Origin of the sequence: Chitinophaga sp., from assembly GCF_035538455.1 — a bacterium.
Lineage (GTDB): Bacteria > Bacteroidota > Bacteroidia > Chitinophagales > Chitinophagaceae > Chitinophaga.
Genome location: NZ_DATLKJ010000177.1, coordinates 60856 through 79346, shown reverse-complemented (window position 1 = coordinate 79346; position 18491 = coordinate 60856). Strand labels below are relative to the sequence as shown.

The following is an 18491-nucleotide window of genomic DNA, read 5'->3' as shown; positions in this document are numbered from 1 at the left end:
TTTACCGGTGTCTACTTCTTTCTTGCCTTCTACATGAGAATAAGAGGCGTTTGCAGACAGGTTCGGCAGGAACTGGTAAGCAGCAGTCAGCTCAAAGCCTTGTACGCGTTCTGGCGCCCGTTCCGGTACTGCCACACCGTTTACATCTTTCAGGCTGGTACCCAGTTCGGAGGTGCTGATGAAGTAAGAGCCCGACGCATTGAAACGACCGATATTACTGTTGAAGCCAATCTCATAGTTGTTGGTGATGATCGCTTTTGTTTCAATTGTCCTGATACTGGCCCCGATGCTGGTATCTTTTGCAAGCCGCAGTGTACGTCCCAGGTCATACAATGAAAAGCTTTGTGAGAAACTTACGAATGGATTGAAAGCCTGGAATTTGGTGTAACGCAGGCCGGCATTAAACACCAGTGCGTCATAAGGCAGACGGCCGCCTTTTACAAACACACCGCCGGGATAAGCATCCGGTGTGTTACCGTAACGGATGGTGGTGTAGTCAGGAATATCGAGTTTAATATTTTCGTAGCGTACACCTGCTTTGAGCAGGAAATCTTTGAACAGGTATGTTTTCAATTGTGCATAGGGCGCAATATTCTTCATGTCCATCTGCGGTACAAAGCCCCTTCCGTCAGTAAGGGGTTGTACTGTTTTATCATTCAGGATGTCTACACCCCAGGTAATGTCTCCGAATACATTGGGACTGAAATTAAATACGGTATTGAAGTTAGCGCGGACGCCCTTCTTTTTGGAAGTAATGGCCGAATTACCGGGAGGAGAGTAGAAGTCGGAATACTCAAACACGGTGTAGAATTCCTGGTAGTAAAGGTTTACAGTGAGTGCTGTGTTTTTGAAGATATTCTTACTGATATAATTCACATAGGCGTTATGGTTATAAGGCGTGCCTTGTTTGTCACCGGGACCTGAGCCAGGAATGCCTACACGTGGGCTTTTGCCGTATACGCCACCGGAATCAATATAGGTGCTGTTCTGCAAGGTACGGTAGTAATTGTACATTACTTCTACCCGGTTGTTACTGTTGAAATCATAGCCCAGCTTTGCAAAGATATTCACGTTCTCGTTCTGGCTGAGCGATTGAAAAGGCGCAATTACGCCACCTTTGGCGTCTTTATTAACGCCGGTTTGTTCATAGGTGCCGTTCATCACATAATCAAACTTATTCACTTTGCCGGAGAAGGTTTGCGATACACGTGCGCCGAGACTATTGGGCGTACTGGAAAGGGAACCACTGGTACTGATATCGGTGCTGCCGCTGAATGCTTTGTCCTTGTTGGCTTTTTGGGTGATGAAATTGACGATACCACCGTCTGCACCATTACCGTAGATAGCGGTGGCGCCTTTAATCACTTCTATTCTTTCGATCACAGCAGGATCTATACTGCGCATGTCTTTATCACCGTTGCGAAGCGGGGTCGATTGCGGTATTCCGTCTATCATGATGAGCATGCCGCGCCCGCGCAGGGTTTGTCCTTTGTTGGCGGAGGTATTGGTACCCATCGTAAGTCCGGGCACATTCATGCCCAGCAATTGGTTGATGTCTGTAGTGATGGCACTTTGTTCGCGCAGTTGTTTTCCGCTGATGATTGTAATGGAAGAAGGAACTGTGCCCAGTGTTTCCTTATTGCGGCTGGCAGTTACCACTACTTCATTAAGCCCTACGTCGGAAGGTTGTATGGTAAGCGCCAACTTTACGATGCTGTCTGCTACGGTCACGGGCTGTTCCAGTGTCGTATAGCCGATACCGGTAGCAACAAGCGTATAGTTACCAGGTTTGACACCGTTGATGACAAAAGCGCCATTGGCGCCGGTTACAGCGTGTTTCTGTGAACCGGCCAGGTATACGCGCAGCAGTGGTACTGCTGTATGGGCTGTATCCCTGATTGTTCCTTCTATTTTTTGTGCCGTTGCATGCAGGCATGCGATCATGGCCACGAGACCCAGTGTTAGAAATTTATTCATGTTTAGCGTTGATGCGTTTTAATAATGTATTTCCTGCGATACCAGATCAGGAAACCTGATACAGACAAGAGGCCAGGTGTAAGCGCAAACAGGGAGTAGAGTATTTTTACCGGAATCCCGCCATAGTTGCCGAAATGAAGCGGTACGATACAGGCGTTGAATTTATCTGTGAAGGGTGCCTGGCTGAAATCAACCGTTTTTTTAACATTGCCGGTATGTGCATCAAAAAATACGGACGAGCTGTATAATCCCCAGAAAGCGGCTTCCCTGGCGTGTCCCAGCACACGAACCGGGTCCCCGTTCTTCTTAGGAGGACGTATGCTTACCGGCTTGAATTCAGGGATCTGCGCCCGGGCTTTGCTCAGCAGTGTTTCATAGCTGACAGCAAGTGCAGGAGTAGCTATTGTATCGTCGCCTTTCTTACGGGCATCCAATACCTTCCGTTCTATCATGATGCCGGTAAATGCGATCAGGAGATTGAAGAGAAGCGCCCATACCCCTACAATGCGATGCAGGTTGCGCCAGCGACGGGTACGGCTGTGCCATTCCAGCTTCACACGGAAGAAAAGCACTTTACTGATAGCTTTACGGTAAACCAGTATCCCGGTGACTACGGAAATCAGCAGCAGTATACCGCCTATAAGGATAATGGTGGCGCCGGTTTTCCCGCTGAGCAGTGTAAAGTGGAGGTAAAGCAGGAACCCATTCAGGTTGCCTTTACCGGTATGTTGATGTATTACTTCTCCAGTGTACGGATTCAGGTAGATGTATATCTTATGGTCGGAGGAATATTCAGCGCGTATGACAGCCGGTTCCTGCGGTTCCTGTGGCAGCCTGAGGAAGTATAGGTAGGGTGCATTACCGCGCAGCGACAGCCTGGCCTGGTTCATTAGCTCCTGTAGCGGTTTGGGCTGCGTACCTGGTGTAATGTGATAAATATTGCTATGAAGTGAATGATCAATTTCTTCGCTGAAAACCAATATAGCTCCTGTTGTGCTCAATAACAACAGAAGGGCGCCTACGAGCAGGCCGATGATACGATGTATACGGAATAATTGCTTACGCAGATATTGTTTCAATCGAATGAATTTTCCTTATTAACTGACCTCACAAGACAAGTAAAGGGGGCACGAAAGTGCTATATTCTTTGTTGTCTATGTTGCACACACGTTACAAACAGAATGGGTGCTGTTTATTATCATTGTGGCGCAAAGTTACCGCAGGAAGCGGCTACGCGTTTACGCAAAAGGGAAAATTATCCGTCAGCACTGAAAAAAGGGGCTTTTTTGACATTCTTCTGATTTATTGTAGCAGTTTATATACTTTAACAACCTATTAACAAAATACAACGTTAGTTGTAGCTAATCCTGCCCATTGTGCGCTACTTTTGAAAACGATCGAATAAATCACATCCAGCATTATAGTAAATCTATATAAACTATCTATTCAGTTGGAATCATTCAATAGTTCCAAATTCTATGAAGACCATATATACCATGTCCTGATGAAGATTTAGTGATTTTTTACACCTAGTGAAAGAACGATTTGTAGTAAGGGCTGAGGAAACTCAGCCCTTTTGTATGCCCCGAAAATGCCATAAATTCTCCATTTGACAGTTTTTGAGTAAATACCTGATAGCTAATAAGACAGGCGTTAACCAGTGAGAAACCACCACGCTGTATCCCGCGTCAGTACTGGATTACAGGAGTATACGTGGACTTGATACGGGGTTGATACGGGTATGACCCGGGGATGTGTAGTACCATAAAAATCCGGAAGGTGCTGGTTTTCAGCCTTTTAATGGCTTAAGCCAGCACCTTCCGGTTACTTTTATTGCAGATAAAACGAAATTATACCATTGGAATTTCTGCCACTTCGTATACTTTCTGATCCAGTTTGGCTTTAGTTTCGCTGAAAGCCTTGAGGGTCAGTTCGATATCTTCGTCGTTGTGGGCTGCGGTAGGGATCAGGCGGTAGATGATCTGGCCTTTTGGAATTACCGGGTATACAACGATAGAGCAGAAGATATTATAGTTTTCGCGCAGGTCGAGGCACATGGCGGTCGCTTCAGGAATATCGCCCTGCAGGTAGATTGGCGTAACGGGGGAGTTAGTGCGGCCAATGTTGAATCCACGGGCTTTGAGGCCTTCCTGCAGTTTATTGACATTTTCCCACAGTTTGGCTTTCAGTTCAGGATGGTTGCGCATCAGCTGTACGCGCTTCAGGTGGCCTATCACGACAGGCAATGGCAGTGATTTGGCAAAGATCTGAGAGCGCATGTTGTAGCGCAGGTAATTGATAATAGCTTTCTCACCACTGATGAAGCCACCGATGGAAGCTCCGGATTTGGCGAAAGTGTTGAACAGGAGGTCAATCTTGTCCTGAACACCTTGTTCTTCACTGGTACCGGCGCCTGTTTTACCCATCGTACCGAAGCCGTGGGCATCGTCTACGAGCAGGCGGAATTCAAATTTATCCTTTAAAGCTGCGATTTCTTTCAGTTTACCCTGGTCACCGGCCATACCGAATACGCCTTCGGTGATCACGAGGATACCGCCGCCGCTGGTTTTAGACAGTTCAGTAGCACGTTTCAGTTGTTTTTCCAGGTCTTCGATGTCGTTGTGTTTGAACACGTAGCGGTGTCCCTGGTGCAGGCGGAGGCCATCGATCAGGCAGGCGTGCGCTTCACCGTCGTAAACGATGATGTCTCTGCGGTTGCAGATAGCGTCGATAGCGCTCATAAACCCCTGGTAGCCGTAGTTAACCAGTGTGGTATCTTCTTTACCCATGTATTCGGAAAGCTCTCTTTCCAGCTGCTCATGAAAATTGGTGTTACCGCTCATCATGCGGGCGCCCATTGGCGTAGCGAGACCATATTCAACGGCTGCCTGCCCGTCAGTGGCACGAACTTCCGGGTGGTTGGCCAGACCCAGATAGTTATTCAGGCTCCATACGATTTTCTCTTTGCCCCGGAATTTCATGCGGGGGCCTATTTCACCCTCCAATTTAGGGAATGCGAAATAGCCGTGGGCTCTGTCTGAATGTTCCCCGATGGGACCCATATGTTTCAGCAGTTTCTCGAAAATATCCATACGCTATTATTATGTAATGGTTAAATGCTTGCGATAAAAACGGTCACAAAGGTATTAAAATATTACTTTTTGTAAACTTGGATTACATTTGCCATCGTCTTTCCGGGCCAGATCCCTGATAACCGGTAAATTAACAATACGCACACCTTAAAACTCAGTGACAATCCAATGAAACTAAACAATCTGTTGGCGGCCGGATTAATGTTCCTGGCGCCGGTTGTACAAGCGCAGAAAGCTACTTCGCCAAAGCCATTCAATCATCATGACGTTTCAAAAAACAAACAGGCAACAGTCGGGCCAAAATTAATTGTAGGAATGGTGGTAGACCAGATGCGCTGGGATTACCTGTACCGCTATGGCAGCAGATATGGTACCGGTGGATTCAAAAGATTGTTACAGGAGGGTTTCTCCTGCGAAAATACCCTGATCAACTATACACCCACCATTACAGCCTGTGGTCATACCTGTGTGTATACTGGTTCTGTGCCTGCTGTTCATGGTGTTATCGGCAACACCTGGTATAGCAGGGAACTGGGACGCAAGGTATATTGTGCTGAAGATTCTACGGTAACTACGGTAGGCAGTACCTCCGCAGCCGGTAAAATGAGTCCGCGCAATATGCTGGTGACCACAATCGGCGATGAGTTAAAGTTATCCAATAATTTCCAGAGTAAAGTGATTGGTGTGGCTATTAAGGACCGTGGAGCTATTCTCCCGGCCGGACACAGTGCCAATGCGGCCTACTGGTATGACGGCAGTACCGGCAACTGGGTAACCAGCACTTACTATATGAATACCCTGCCTGCATGGGCACAGGCGTTCAATAACCAGAAATGGCCACAGCAGTACCTGAGCAAGCCCTGGACCACGCTGTATCCGGCTTCTTCCTATACCCTCAGCACAGCAGATGAAAAAGCGTACGAAGGCAGATATAAAAATGCTTCCGGCAGCTCATTCCCGCATGACCTGAGCAATATGGCCAATGGTTCCATTGCGGCTTCTCCTTTTGGCAACACCATGACCCTGGAATTTGCCAAAAAGGCCCTGGAAGCCTACGATCTGGGCAAAGGGCCTGTAACCGACTTCCTGGCTATCAGCCTTTCTTCTACGGATTATGTAGGTCACCAGTTTGGGCCTAACTCTATAGAGGCGGAAGACACTTATCTGCGCCTGGATCATGACCTGGCTACCTTCTTCCAGTATCTTGACGCCAAGATCGGTAAAGGGAAGTACCTGTTTTTCATCACAGCAGACCACGGGGTAGCACATGTTCCTGGCTTTATGCAGGAGAACAAGCTTCCGGGCGGTACCTGGGATGACGGCGCTGCCCAGAAAGATCTGAACAATAAGGTGGCAGAGAGATTTGGCTTGAAGAATGCTGTCGAGGGTGTGGATAACTACCAGATATGGCTCAATAATGGCGCTATTGCCAATTCCGGCAAGAATAAATCTGATATTCAGGACTTTATTATCGCGGAGCTGCTGAAATCTCCTGCTATAGCCAAGGCATTCCCGCTGAAAGATCTTATGGTGACCAATCTGCCAGAACCTATGCGCACGATGATGAACAACGGCTTCAATACTAAAAGAAGCGGGGACATACAAATTGCGCTTACCCCCGGATATATTGACGGCGGCAGTACAGGCACCACCCACGGTGTATGGTATCCCTATGATGCGCATATCCCGCTGGTATGGATGGGATGGGGCGTTCATCCCGGTAAAACCAACCGGACTGTTGGTATGACTGATATTGCGCCCACCCTGGCTGCGTTGCTGCATATACAGATGCCAAGCGGTAATGTGGGGCAGGTCATCGGTGAGATCACCAATAAGTAATTTTTTCTTAGATTGCCATAATAATACTTCATAGCCTTTAGTTATAACTTGTATGAGTTAGAGCTAAAGGCTAAAATTTGAAGGCTAAAGCTATTATTATGTCCTATTCATTCATACTGTATGAAGTGTCTTCACGGGTTGCCACCATTACCCTGAACCGCCCGGAGAAAAGAAATGCCCTGAACGCCCTGCTGGTGGAGGAGTTATACCAGGCTATCCGCAGGGCAGCAGCAGATGACCAGGTAAAAGTTATTGTACTGAAAGGCAATGGGGAGGCATTTTGTGCCGGGGCAGACCTGGAGTATCTGCAACAGCTGCAGAAGAACACCTATGATGAAAACCTGGCCGATTCCCGGCAACTCATGCAGTTATTCCGTGAGATTTATCAGCTGAACAAGATAGTGATCGCGCAGGTAGAAGGCCATGCGGTAGCAGGCGGCTGCGGACTGGTAACGTTATGCGATCTCAGTTATGCTGTGCCTGAGGCTATGCTGGGCTATACAGAGGTGAAGATCGGCTTTATTCCGGCGCTGGTAGCAGTATTCCTGGTGAGAAAGATAGGAGAGGGAAGGGCGCGTGAATTATTGCTTACGGGCAGGCTTATCATGGCTGAGAAAGCCGCACAAGATGGGTTGATCAATGCGGTGATACCCGCGGAGAAAATTAGTGAACATGTGGCGAAAGTAGCTGCTGGCTTGTGTAACGAGGCTTCTGCCAATTCGCTGAATATGACCAAAAAATTGATTGGCACAGTGTTGGACTTATCCCTGGATGAAGGGTTGGAGCATGCAGCGGAACTGAATGCCGCCACCCGTGGACATGATGATTGTAAAAGAGGAATAGCCTCTTTCCTGAATAAAGAGAAAATTACCTGGTAGTATAACCATTAACAGATACACCACAAACCAATAACACTGAATTATGTCACACCGGTTGTTTTTAACTTTCTTCCTTTTGTGTTTTGCAGGTTCTCTGCTGGCACAACGTTCTGTTTCTGATGCGAAGATTGTTTATAAAGTAGATCTGCCGCCAGAGCAGCTGCAAATGGACGCTATGCTGGAAGGCAGCACCCTGACGCAATATATGCGGGGGCCATTAAGCAGGGTAGATATGGATTTCAATATTGTTCGCTATACTTACCTGATCAACAGTAAAGATGAAACAATGACTACGCTGATAGACCAGCATGGCACCAAGTATCTGATCCGTGCTGGCAAAGACCAGTACGAGAAAGATCTTAAGCAATATGAGAGTGTTGTTTTTAAAGATGAGGCGGGCAGTAAGGAGATTGCAGGATACAGCTGCAAGAAGGCTATTGGTACGATGGCGGACGGAAAGACGTTTGACGTGTATTACACTCCGGATCTGCAGCCGGAAAACAGGCAGTATAACAGGCGTTTTGTAAACCTGAAGGGTTTACCGCTGGAATTTGAGATCATTACTAAAACCGGCTCGAAAATGAAGATGGTGGCCACCAAGGTGGAACTGTTCCCAATACCGGCATCCTATTTCGATATTCCTAAAACGGGGTATAAGGAAATTAGTCAGGAAGAGCTGAAAAAGATGTAATGTAAATACTTGATTTATCGATAAAAAAGCCGGTCAGATGTCTGACCGGCTTTATATTTTGTACTTGAAGAAACGTAAAATTTAGCCTTTTTTAAGTGGCAGAATGATCTGCAGTTTCTGGAAGTTCATGTTTCCAGGCATCTGTTGAGGCACGGAAACAGAGTAAGGAACAACATAGGTGATGTTACCTTTGGTGTATGTCATTACAGACTTTACGTTGATTGTATTGGTATTCGTAAACTTAAAGTCTGAGGTATAACTGCCGCCATAACGATAGCTTGCATCCAGTCTAAGGTTAGTTTTAGGAATGGCAGTATTCAACACGAAGAAGGTGTTGTCGGTCTTTTTGACCTTATCTTTTTCATTATCTGTCAGCCAAGAGTTGTTACTATTGGCCAGCGCGCTGTGGGCTATAAGCGCTAAAGCCCCTACCAGCAGGCAGGACAATGAAAATGTGCGCAATATGTTAGTTCTCGTTTTCATTGTATCACAAATATACGAACTTTTTGATTCGTTTATATAACAAATTCTTAACGCAATTTACGATAAATTCTTAATAAAATGTTAAAAAGTTTATAAACGGTTAACACAACTGCAATGACGTAGATAGATAAATGTCTTATATTTACATCAAATGAGTAAGGACTTTTCTTTTTTAAACGAGGATTTTGATGATCTGAGAGATTTGTTGCAACAGTTTGAAAATCTCAGGGCGGGAAAGTCTCATTCTTTTTTGGACGAGGATTCCTTTGAACAGATCATCGACTATTATGACGAGCATGACGAAATGCCGACGGCATTGCAGGCTGCAGAGATCGCTATCGCTCAATTCCCCTATTCATCTGCACTATTGCTTAAAAAGGCCAACTTGCTGATAGAGACCAAAAAGTACCGGGAAGCCCTGGATCTGCTGGATAAGGCCTCACTTCTTGACCGAAACGATATTAACCTTTATATACTGCAGACAGACGTTTACCTGGCTCTGAACCAGCACCAGAAGGCTGCTGATTTGCTGAATGAGAAGATTGAACAGTTTGACGGGGAGGACCGGACAGAGCTGTTGCTGGAACTGGCAGATGTGTATGACGACTGGGAGGAGTTTGAGAAAGTGTTCGATTGTCTGAAAATGGCATTGGAGCATGATCCCAACAATGAGGAGGCGCTTCACAAGATCTGCTTCTGGACAGAGTTTACGGGTCGTAATGAGGAAAGCATCCGTCTGCATAACCATATTATAGATGAGCACCCCTTTAATCACCTGGCCTGGTTTAACCTGGGTACGGCTTATCAGGGGCTGAAATTATATGAGAAGGCCATCGATGCATATCAGTATGCTGTGGCCATCGACGAGAAATTTGACTATGCATATCGCAACATGGGGGATGCCTATATCCGCCTGCGCAAATATGCTGACGCCATAGAAGTACTTCAAAAACACCTGGAGATAGCTAAGCCGGAAGACGTGATCTATGAAGCCATAGGACATTGTTATGAACGGCAACGCAAGTATACCCAGGCCCGCTATTACTACCGTAAGGCTTCCCACCTGAGCCCTAATGATGACAAGCTGTATTACAAAATTGCGGTGGCCTATATGATGGAGGAAAACTGGGAGAACGCAGCTAAGTCGCTGTTGAATGCACTCAAGCTGAACAAGCAAAGCGCAGAGTACAACATGAGCCTGGGCGAATGTTACCTGGAAATGGGCAAGGATAAGGATGCGCTGATGTATTTCATGAATGCGGTGCGCATCCGTCCGAAGAGTGCCCAACCCTGGCAGGAGCTGGTAAAAGGGCTCTATGTATCAGGTTTCCTGGATGAGGCGCTTACCCAATTGACTACAGCTGAAGAAAAAGCCGGCCGCAAACCGGTGTTTGTTTATTACCGTGCAGCTATCTTAATAGCTATGGGAAAAACCAAAGAAGGCTTACTGCATCTGGAAACAGCGCTGCAGCAGGCTCCCAAGATCCTGAAGAAACTGGTGGAACTTGACCCCGCCATTTTGCAACATGTGAGTGTGGTTGACCTGATCGCTCAGTACCGCCGCAAACGTTAACCAATGTTATTTACTTTTAAAATAAAGTATACTTCTTATTTTTGCGCGCGGCTTTTAATAATTGTCATAGAGGAAGCCATATGTATTTTCCGGTTACTAAAATGGTTGCTAAGGTGTTCCGTATTACCTCCGGCTAAACCAGTGAGTGTTTTACTGACCGTATAAGGAGATAAAAATATTTCAAATGAATTTTAATCTGACACAAATCCCGGAAAGGACAAAGAAACCCCGCACCCATGGGCTTACTATGGTGATGGACAAGGGGCTAAGTTTGGAAGAAGCAAGAAATTTTTTATCGGCGTCGAGCCCGCACGTAGATATTCTGAAACTGGGCTTTGGTACTGCTTTTGTCACGCCCAACCTCCGCGCAAAGATAGAACTGTACCAAGCGGCAAATATTCCGGTATACTTTGGCGGTACTTTATTTGAAGCATTCCTGATCCGCAACCAGTTTGATGAGTATGTAAAATTGGTGAAAGACTACGGTATCAGCTACATGGAAGTATCAGACGGATCTATCATTATACCTCATGCAGAGAAATGCGGTTATATTGAAAAGCTATCCAAAATAGGACTGGTGCTCAGCGAAGTAGGTTCCAAAGATGCTGAACACATCATTCCTCCGTATAAATGGATAGAACTGATGAGTGCAGAACTTTCTGCAGGTGCTTCTTACGTAATCGCGGAAGCACGCGAAAGCGGTAACGTTGGTATCTACCGTGGCAGCGGCGAAGTACGCGAGGGCCTCGTACAGGAAATCCTGACACAGATACCTGCTGAAAAGATCATCTGGGAAGCTCCCCAGAAAGCGCAACAGCTGTACTTCCTGGAGCTGGTTGGCTGTAACGCGAACCTCGGCAACCTGGCGCCTAATGAAGTGATTTCCCTGGAAGCCATGCGCATCGGCTTAAGAGGCGATACCTTCCATCTGTTCCTCGATAAGGAATAAATCATTCCCTTTTTTTTTGATTTTTGTATGCAGATCCGTCAAAGAATATGGCTGCATGCAAAAATCAAAGATGAAAAACTCAACACTGCTTCATGAAAGTCTATGGCCTTATTGGTTATCCGCTTAGCCATTCCTTCTCCAAAGGATTCTTCGCCAAAAAATTTGAACAGGAGAATATCGCGGGATGCATATACGAAAACTTCCCTATCCCGGATATCAGCGATTTTCCGGCACTGTTGCAGCAACACCCGGATCTTTGCGGACTTAACGTGACCATCCCTTACAAAGAAGTTATCATTCCCCATCTCGATGAACTGAGCAAGGCGGCTGGCCGTATAGGCGCCGTAAACTGTATCCGCTTCAGCAATGGGAAAAAGATTGGCTACAATACTGATGTGATCGGGTTTAAAAACTCCCTGCAACCTTTGTTGCAGCCACAACATACCCGTGCGCTCGTACTGGGCACCGGTGGAGCTGCCAAAGCCGTGATGTTTTCACTGGAAGAGCTGGAGATACCTTTTACCATTGTAAGCCGTCAGGCATCTGACAGCACCATCAGCTACGACTCTCTCAACAAGGATATCATAGCAACGCATACACTTATTATCAATACTACACCATTGGGAATGTATCCCCGTGTAGACACCGCTCCTGAAATCCCTTACCAGTATATCACTTCGCAGCACCTGCTGTATGATCTGGTATATAATCCCGCTGAAACGCTGTTCCTGCAGAAGGGAGCTGCGCAAGGCGCTGCCATCAAGAACGGGCATGAAATGCTCATATTACAGGCAGAAGCATCATGGGAGATTTGGGGACAATGATCATTGTGATTTTGAGGTTTTTCCTGATGAGCGAAGATTGCGATGGATAATTGTCTGAACTGTGATTTATATGATTTATATGATTCATCTGATTATTCTGAGTGAAGATTGAGATATCCGAGTGAAGATTGAGATATTTAATAAAATCGAAAGCTCCTTCCAGCTGAAACCTTTTCTGGAAGTGGCTTTCGATTTTATCATTTTTTGTTAATCAGATCTTACCATCTTCGCGCATCAGGAAAAATCTCAAAAATCATAAGAATCATTGTTCGGGTTTGATCATATAGTATACGCAGGTAGTCAGGAAATCCCTTACATATGGAATGGCTGCAATAGGGCCCCATTGTTTCCTGGCGTTAACGCCAAACTTATATTTATAGATCGGGTTGATGAGATAAAACCTGCGCTGTGTAATTTTATATTGCTGACGCTTTACAATACGCTCAAAGCGTTCAATAGAAATACCAGTGGATTTCACATCCATCAGATCGATGATAGTATCCTGTTTTTCTCCGAATATGCGCAGTACGCCCTTATATAAGGGTCTGGGAAGAAGATGGATATATGGAACCATGCTCAGGAATTTGTTTTCACAGATCTGCTGATGACCGCCATGCGGCATATACCAGGGTGGAAAACCGAAATATACTTGTCCGCGTGGACTAAGCAGCTGTTTGAGATGGCCGATGATCTTTTCCTGGTCAGGAATGTGTTCTATGGCGTCTTTCAGGATAATGATATCAAATGAGTTCCGGAATTCGCCAAGAAAGTCCACATCGTAGATATTCTTTGCAATAAGTCTGAGCTGACCATTTTGCGAGTACTGCCCGAGGAAGTTCCGGGCAAGCTCAATTCTGTAGGGCACCAGGTCCACGCCCACACAGTTACAGCCTTTCTCCAGCAATGGAGCCAGCACACCGCCTTCTCCGCAACCCACTTCCATTACGCGCAGTCCCCTGAGTTCAGGGAATTCCTGCTGAATGAAAGGAATTACATAGTCTCTCGAATTGTCCACCTGTTGCTGAAACCTTAGCGATGCGTCTTTGTGATGTTCTAATGACATATTCTGAAAATTGTGTGAAAATAGGGAAAAGCCATTCATTTATCCGCCTTATTGTCAATTTACTTTGGTAGTAATTCTTCCTGACCCGTTCAAAAGCTGTTTATTGCCTGCATCTTCTCTATCTTTGCGAAATGCATACCAACAAAGTAAACTACCAGGAAGGAGCAGTGATCCTGATAAACAAGCCTTTAACGTGGACTTCCTTCGATGTAGTACGTAAGATCAGAAATCTCACCAAAGCCAAGATAGGTCATGCCGGCACGCTTGATCCGCTGGCCACCGGATTGCTCATTTGCTGCACCGGTAAAATGACGAAGAAAATAAATGAATACCAGGCACAGGAGAAGGAGTATACCGGGACCTTTACGCTGGGCGCCACCACGCCTACTTTCGATAAGGAATCTGAACCTGAAAATTTCAAAGACATCAGCGGAATTGATGAGGCTACCCTGAAAGCCGCTACTGCCGCATTTACGGGCGAAATTATGCAGCTGCCTCCGATTCACTCTGCTATCAAACAGAACGGTAAACCTATTTACCTGCTGGCAAGAAAAGGTGTGGATGTGAAAGTGGAGCCACGCAAAATTGTTATCAACGAATTTGAAATCACGAAGATAGAACTGCCTGTTGTACATTTCCGTGTAGTGTGCAGCACGGGCACGTATATACGTTCCCTGGCCAACGACTATGGTGCTGCTTTAGGTTGTGGGGCTTACCTGAGCAGCCTTTGCAGAACCCGTATCGGGGAATTCAGATTGGAGGATGCTGAAGACATGGATCATTTCATTGCGAGCAATACCGTCCCTAAAACGGATAACCAATAGCCACGTTCCAGATAATATTTTCCCTGCGCCATTTGCCGCTTCCCAGATCCCACTCTTTGAGATACCAGCCGTTGCTGTTGCCGGTGTAGTAAGGCACTTTCAGCGGTATACCCCAGTCCATGCGGATGAGGAAGAAGGAGAAGTCGAGGCGCAGGCCTGCCCCGGTGCCAATTGCCAGGTCATGATAGAGCTGGTTCAGATGGAATTCTGAGCCGGGTCTGTCCGGATCTTTGTTTACCATCCAGATGTTTCCCATATCCAGGAAGGTAGCACCTTTGAGGTTGATGGTGCCACCAAACATACGTAACAGATCAAAACGATATTCCACATTGCCTTCCAGCTTCAGATCGCCGGTTTGGTCGGGGAATATCTGGGCTGTTGTGGAGTAATCTTTATAAGAGCCGGGGCCCAGCGTACGCAGGCGCCATGCTCGGATACTGTTAGGGCCGCCTGCTGTGAACTGACGGACATAAGGCAGTACCTGAGAGTAACTGTAAGGGATACCTACACCGGCGTAGGCCCTGGTAGCAACTCCGCTGTGAATACCCAGCTTCCAGTAATGACGATAGTCCAGCTCCACCTTCACGAAATTAGATATACCGACGTCTGTAAGGGTTTCGAGGTTGGTCTTTTTACCGGAGATGCCATTTAATGCACTATTGATACCATTGAGCCAGAGACCTGATTCTTCGATGTTTATTCTGAAATAGGTGTAATGACGCTGATGCAGAATATCATTATTGCTGAAGATAAAGGAAACGCTTTCCCCGCCAATAAGTGCAGGCTCAAAGCTGCGCTTCAGGTAGGGGTTTTTATCTACGGTGGAATCTCTAAATTCCTGGTTAAGCGTTACGCCAACATAGTTCAGCGTAAAAGGTTTCACGATCCAACGCTTGTAGAGTGTTTCATTCCAGTCGTAGCCATAGGAGGCGTTGATACTTTTGATGTCGAACTTCTCTACGCGGGAGAGATAATTGGCGCCCAGTGTGAGTCTTGTTTTTACGTTGGACCGGCCTGCCTGTTTTATACGGAAAGGCAGTGCAAAGCGGGGCCAGGAAAGGCTTACCTCGCCACCAAATTCTTTGGCCTGTACCTGCCATCCCTGGTTGGAAGGTTGTATCAGCTCGATACCGGTGTGTATGGTGAGGCCGAGCTGTGTAGCGCTGCGCGCAAGGTTAATGTGCTTATAGTTAATGCTGATACCTGAACCCAGGAGATAATCAGAACTATTACTCAATTCAAAGTTGACACCCATTTCCTGTTTCTTACGGGGCGTAAGGAACAGGTAGGCATCCAGTACGTTGGAGGAGTCTTTGTTTTCTTTATACTGCAACGTTACAAACTGCCATACGCCGAGGTCGTACAGCTTGTTGACGGTATTATTGTACTGTTGCATGGAGTAAGTTTCTCCGGGCCTGAGCAGTATGGACCTTGAAAGTATGCGTGGTTTCAGTATTTCCTGGTGCGATCTTACGGTGATATATTTCCTAACGTCTTCTTTAAGGGAGGTGTCGTTGGGAGTGCCATTCAGTGGAAAATCGGGATAGGCGTAGATCCTGCCGATGTGATATTTATGCCAGAGAGCATTGGAGGAGTCTTCCGGATTTTTGATGATCACCTCCACATCCATGGTGGATTTCTCTCTTCCTTTATTCTCGTTGAAGATATTTACAAATCCTTCGAATGGGTTGAGGGTATTGCGGAACAATGCCTTATTGATTGTATCCACAGTATATTCTATGGCATCCCGGTTGAATTTGTAATAGCCGGCATCTCTGATCAGGCGCATTAATCTTTCCCTTTCGGATGACAATGTGGAGGACTTATAGGGCATACCTTTCTGGAGCAGTGACAGCTGTTGATTGGCTTTTACGATGTCCAGTATGGCGGTGTCCGAGACGTTGTAAGTGATCTTGTCCATTACAAAGTTCCTGCCTGTGGCTACATTATAGGTAACACTGGTTTTATGACGTGCCTCTTTTTGTTCTGAGGTGACAGTGGCGTAAAAGAATCCCTGATTATGAAGGTAGCTGGTCATGCGGGTTGCAGACTCGCGGGTTTTGGCGGAGTCATAGATCACAGGTGCTTCCAGGTTTCTTTTGGACAGCACGATGTTCCAGAACCAGTTTGATTTCTTCTCGTTATACTTCTGATTGTACAGCCATACCTTAATGCGGGTATTGAGCAGCTTTTTGTTGGGCTGCTGTGTCATCAGTGATTTAGAGCTAAGGGCATTCTTCAGGTCCTGCTTTTCGGAATTGAGGATCTCTCCCTTCACATTTACCTTACTGCTGATATATAGAGACTGATCCTTCTGAAGGTATTTGGTATTGGAGCAGGCAGCCAGTAACAGCAGTGCAGCCATAAGCAACAAATATTCCGGCAGATGAAATTTTGATTTTTGTGGCGGCTGCATCACGGGCAAAGCGTTATTAATATTTTAAAAAGGTAAACCTATACAGAGCCGCTAACCACGCCCTTCTTGGCTGATTAAAAGAAATCGTGTAGGTTTGGCCCATGTTGTCAAAGGCGCAAATTAAATATATTCAATCATTACAGAACAAAAAAAACCGTCAAAAATCCAGCCAGTATATTGCGGAAGGAGATAAAATTGTGCAGGAGCTGCTACAGGCGGGCATGCCCGTGAAAGTGGTATATGCTACTAAAGACTGGCTGGAAGCTCACGCCAATTTACTTAGCCGCCTGCCGGCTGATAGTGTAAAGGAAGTAGATGGGGCTGTACTGAAACAGTTATCAGCGCTCACCACTCCGCACAATGCAATGGCACTACTGGATATGCCGCGGGCGGAGGTACAGCTGCCTCAACCAGGTACCGTTGTACTGGCTCTGGAGGCTATACAGGATCCCGGTAATATGGGCACGCTGATACGCATCGCTGATTGGTTCGGTATCCCGCAGATTGTCTGCTCTCCCGATTGTGTGGATGTGTATAACCCTAAAACGATACAGGCTACTATGGGGAGTATTGCACGTGTCGGCATATCCGAATATGATATAAAAGAACTGCTACAGCATACAAGCCTGCCTTCTTATGCGGCCACACTGCATGGAAAGGACATTACAACCTACCCGGTTATCCGTGAAGGCATTATCCTGATCGGCAACGAAGGGAGAGGGCTTACCTCTGATATAACGGACATGGCTACACACCGTATTACTATTCCCCGGCTGGGAGGGGCAGAATCGCTGAATGCAGCTGTGGCTGCGGGCATCATCTGCGGACGACTGCTAATCTGACCCCATTATGAGATCTGTCACCTTTCTGTGCTGTATTTTATTACTGTTGGCCGCCTGCAAACATCCAGTGCCGCGTAAGGTTACACCGGCTTTTTATTTCTGGAAAAGTATCTGGACGGGCAATGCCACCGAGAATGCGTACCTGCGCCAGTTACCTGCGGGTAGATTGTATATAAAGATGTTTGATGTGGACGTAGATGAGATGACGAAGCAGCCGGTTCCCGTGGCTGTTTTCCGACAGCAAGTCCCATTGCCCGACAGTATGGACATTGTGCCCGTTGTGTTTTTCATGAACGAAGTATGGGAACATCCTGATACGACGTTGGCTACCAAAGTGGCACAGCTGCTGCAACACCTCTGCCGGAGTATTCCTGCTGCCCGCATACCGGAGATACAATTGGATTGCGATTGGACAAAGACTTCCAGGGATGTTTACTTCGCGTTTCTGCAAGCGTTGCGGCGGCAACCATTTGTTCGTGAACATCTTCTTTCTGCCACCATACGTATGCACCAGGTGAAATATGTGGGCAGCAGTGGTATTCCCCCCGTGGAAAAGGGGCTGCTGATGTGCTACAATATGGGCGACCTGCGTAAGGAGGGTGATCATAATTCTATCATCGATCCCAGCACACTGGCCTCTTATATCGGGCAGAACCGTATTGCAGAATATCCTTTACCTTTGGACATTGCCTTACCCTTGTTTGAATGGACGGTATTATTCTATCAGGGGCGTTATGAGGGTATCCTGAGAAATGTAGGTAGTGCAGAACTGCATGATACTGCATTGTTTGCCCCAGCAGGAAAACAATTATTCACAGTGAAGAAAGATACGCTGCTGAATGGTTATTATCTCCACACCGGTAGCACGATTCGCCGCGAAACCAGTACCCATAAAGAGCTGGAAGCCGCTGCCCGGATGGTAGCTCAGCAAAGGCAACAATATAACCCGGTTATTATTTTTTATCATCTTGATTCAGTAACGCTTCATAATTATCCATTGGATGAATTACAGAAAATTTATCGTCTTTTCAATTAGCTTT

At 46.4% G+C, this 18491-nt stretch carries 15 protein-coding genes; 9 read left to right on the top strand and 6 right to left on the bottom strand.

Annotation, left to right across the window (positions count from 1 at the left end):
* From VM802_RS21490 to VM802_RS21480, 3 genes are all read right to left on the bottom strand, one after another.
* The coding region (locus VM802_RS21490; protein WP_325534414.1) for a TonB-dependent receptor at nt 1–1977 on the bottom strand (1977 nt) is incomplete at its 3' end.
* Nucleotides 1978–1979: 2 nt separating this feature from the next.
* Nucleotides 1980–3056, bottom strand: a complete 1077-nt coding sequence (locus VM802_RS21485; RefSeq protein ID WP_325534412.1) for a PepSY-associated TM helix domain-containing protein — start codon at nt 3054–3056, stop codon at nt 1980–1982.
* A gap of 771 nt (nt 3057–3827) precedes the next feature.
* Nucleotides 3828–5069 (bottom strand): aminotransferase class I/II-fold pyridoxal phosphate-dependent enzyme, encoded by a 1242-nt coding sequence (locus VM802_RS21480; protein ID WP_325534410.1) that lies wholly within the window; start codon nt 5067–5069, stop codon nt 3828–3830.
* Nucleotides 5070–5237: 168 nt separating this feature from the next.
* On the opposite strand from VM802_RS21480, the gene pafA reads away from it, so the two are divergent.
* The 3 genes from pafA to VM802_RS21465 all read left to right on the top strand — a co-directional run bounded on the left by pafA (nt 5238) and on the right by VM802_RS21465 (nt 8477).
* Nucleotides 5238–6908 carry an alkaline phosphatase PafA gene (gene pafA / locus VM802_RS21475; RefSeq protein ID WP_325534408.1) on the top strand — a complete coding sequence of 557 codons (1671 nt, stop codon included), beginning with the start codon at nt 5238–5240 and terminating at the stop codon, nt 6906–6908.
* 98 nt (nt 6909–7006) lie between these two features.
* Nucleotides 7007–7786 (top strand): enoyl-CoA hydratase/isomerase family protein, encoded by a 780-nt coding sequence (locus VM802_RS21470; protein ID WP_325534406.1) that lies wholly within the window; start codon nt 7007–7009, stop codon nt 7784–7786.
* Between the two features lie 43 nt (nt 7787–7829).
* Entirely contained in the window at nt 7830–8477 is a 648-nt protein-coding gene (locus VM802_RS21465) for a hypothetical protein (protein ID WP_325534404.1), read from the top strand.
* Nucleotides 8478–8558: 81 nt separating this feature from the next.
* On the opposite strand, the gene VM802_RS21460 is transcribed toward VM802_RS21465, so the two are convergent.
* A complete protein-coding gene (locus VM802_RS21460) occupies nt 8559–8960 on the bottom strand; it encodes a hypothetical protein (RefSeq protein WP_325534403.1) in 402 nt (133 codons plus the stop codon).
* A 151-nt stretch (nt 8961–9111) separates the two neighbouring features.
* Between VM802_RS21460 and VM802_RS21455 the strand changes: the two genes are divergently transcribed.
* The 3 genes from VM802_RS21455 to VM802_RS21445 all read left to right on the top strand — a co-directional run bounded on the left by VM802_RS21455 (nt 9112) and on the right by VM802_RS21445 (nt 12306).
* Nucleotides 9112–10533 (top strand): tetratricopeptide repeat protein, encoded by a 1422-nt coding sequence (locus VM802_RS21455; RefSeq protein WP_325534401.1) that lies wholly within the window; start codon nt 9112–9114, stop codon nt 10531–10533.
* 184 nt (nt 10534–10717) lie between these two features.
* Nucleotides 10718–11482: a phosphosulfolactate synthase gene (locus VM802_RS21450; protein ID WP_325534399.1), complete on the top strand. Its 765-nt coding sequence runs from the start codon at nt 10718–10720 to the stop codon at nt 11480–11482.
* 92 nt (nt 11483–11574) lie between these two features.
* Nucleotides 11575–12306 (top strand): shikimate dehydrogenase family protein, encoded by a 732-nt coding sequence (locus VM802_RS21445; RefSeq protein ID WP_325534397.1) that lies wholly within the window; start codon nt 11575–11577, stop codon nt 12304–12306.
* 262 nt (nt 12307–12568) lie between these two features.
* On the opposite strand, the gene VM802_RS21440 is transcribed toward VM802_RS21445, so the two are convergent.
* Nucleotides 12569–13369, bottom strand: coding sequence for a class I SAM-dependent methyltransferase (locus VM802_RS21440; protein WP_325534395.1), 801 nt, complete (start codon nt 13367–13369; stop codon nt 12569–12571).
* 131 nt (nt 13370–13500) lie between these two features.
* Between VM802_RS21440 and truB the strand changes: the two genes are divergently transcribed.
* Nucleotides 13501–14193 (top strand): tRNA pseudouridine(55) synthase TruB, encoded by a 693-nt coding sequence (gene truB, locus VM802_RS21435; protein WP_325534393.1) that lies wholly within the window; start codon nt 13501–13503, stop codon nt 14191–14193.
* Here the strand turns inward: truB and tamL are convergent.
* Entirely contained in the window at nt 14174–16558 is a 2385-nt protein-coding gene (tamL, locus tag VM802_RS21430) for a translocation and assembly module lipoprotein TamL (protein WP_325534391.1), read from the bottom strand. The two genes, truB and tamL, sit on opposite strands and share 20 nt — an antisense overlap.
* Nucleotides 16559–16710: 152 nt before the next feature.
* Between tamL and VM802_RS21425 the strand changes: the two genes are divergently transcribed.
* On the top strand, nt 16711–17451 hold the full coding sequence (locus VM802_RS21425) for a TrmH family RNA methyltransferase (protein WP_325534389.1): 741 nt from the start codon (nt 16711–16713) through the stop codon (nt 17449–17451).
* Nucleotides 17452–17458: 7 nt separating this feature from the next.
* On the top strand, nt 17459–18487 hold the full coding sequence (locus VM802_RS21420; protein WP_325534387.1) for a hypothetical protein: 1029 nt from the start codon (nt 17459–17461) through the stop codon (nt 18485–18487).
* Nucleotides 18488–18491 lie beyond the last annotated feature (4 nt).